The following is a 1,563-nucleotide window of genomic DNA, read 5'->3' as shown; positions in this document are numbered from 1 at the left end:
AGATGTGTATAAGAGACAGGGGCGCCGCGAGGGCGGCGACGGAGTCGATCCGGAGGGGGCCGGCGGCGCCGTCGAGCTCGATGCGGAACGAGGGGGCGGGGGCGAACGCGACGGTGAGGGCGGCGCGCTCGTCGCCGAGCCTCCACTCGAGCTCCACGCCCGCGTCGCCCAGGCTACGGTAACCGAACGCACCGCCGAAGGCCGGGTGCGTAGAGCGCAGCCGGACCAGCGCGAGCTGGGCGCGGGTGACCTCGCTCGCGAGCGCGGCCTCCAGCTCCTCCGGCGTGTAGGCGTGGCGGTTGACGTCGCGGCCCTGGCCGGTGCGCCGGAAGAGCTCGACATCGTCCAGCCCGCCGAGCAGGCCGACGTAGTACAGCTGCGGCTGACCCGGAAGCCAGAGCTGCACCGCGCGGGCCAGCAGGTACGCCGTCGCGTCGGCGCCGAGCGCGCTGAAGAAGGTGGCGTTGATCTGGTGCGGGAGGCTCATCCACGCCGGGATGACCGACGCGATCGTCGAGTGCCCGCCGGTCGCGACCGCGGCGCGCTCGAAGATCGCGGCCATCTCGGCCTGGTCGATGAGCCCGGCCCTGTCGCCGCTCGGTCCGGCGTCGATGATGCCGATGCCGTCGTGGGTGTCGAGCACGGTGACGGCGTTCTGCGGGCGGATGCGGAACCACTCCAGGAGGCGGTCGGCCGTCCCGGTGCCCAGGCTGTGCAGCAGCAGCGGGGCGAGCGCGAAGTCGTACACCAGGTCGACGAGCGGCGTGATGGCGAGCTGCTGGGAGTAGTGGGCGTGCACCTCCACCAGCACGCGCAGGCCGGCCTCGCGCGCGATGGCGACGATCTCGCGCACGAACGCGAGCGTCTCGGCGGTCATGAAGGAGTCGCTGCCCGGCGTCTTGACGGCGTACCCGACCGCGTCGAGCCGCACGGTGGTGACGCCGCCCGCGCGCAGGGCGGCCAGGATGCGGCGCAGGTAGTCGCGGGCGCGCTCGTTGTGCACGTCGAGGTCGACCTGCGACGGCATGAAGGTGGTCCAGACCAGCCGGCGCCGGCCGTCCGCCATGCGGTAGGCGGTGAAGGGGAGGCCGGGGCGCGGGCGGTAGAACGCCGTGATGTCGTGCTCGTCCGCACCCTCGGGGAAGACGGTGTCGAAGGTGAGGAACATGCCGTCGTGCGGCGACTCGTCGCCGCGGGCGAGCCAGTCGACGAACTCGGCCGACTCGCTGGACACGTGGTTGACGATCAGGTCGGCGGTGACCTCCCGGCCGCCCGGACGGCTCGCGGCGATGGCGCGCACGTCCTCCCAGGTGCCGAGGCGGGGATCGACGGTGCCGTGATCGATGGGGTCGAAGCCGGCGTCGGCGCCGTCGAAGGGGACGAAGAACGGCAGGATGTGCACCCCCGCGAAGTCGCGGAACGGGCCGTCGAGCAGCTCCCGCAGCCGCCCGAGGTCGCCGCCGAGGCGGTCGGCGTAGACGAGGAGGTCGACGCCGCGGGCGGTCATGGGCGGCCTCCGGCGGCGGGGGTGCGCGGGGCGTCGGCGGGCGCGGCGTCGGCGGG

The 1,563-nt window shown here is 73.7% G+C and carries 1 protein-coding gene; it reads right to left on the bottom strand.

Annotated elements, in window-relative coordinates; genetic code table 11:
* Nucleotides 1–1,507, bottom strand: a 1,507-nt coding sequence (locus ACR9ZG_RS18785; protein ID WP_481286363.1) for an alpha-amylase family glycosyl hydrolase, incomplete at its 3' end; no start/stop codon positions are given.
* Nucleotides 1,508–1,563: the final 56 nt, after the last annotated feature.

This window comes from Leifsonia sp. KNZ12-8B, from assembly GCF_056755495.1.
This window is presented reverse-complemented; position numbering and strand designations above follow the sequence as displayed.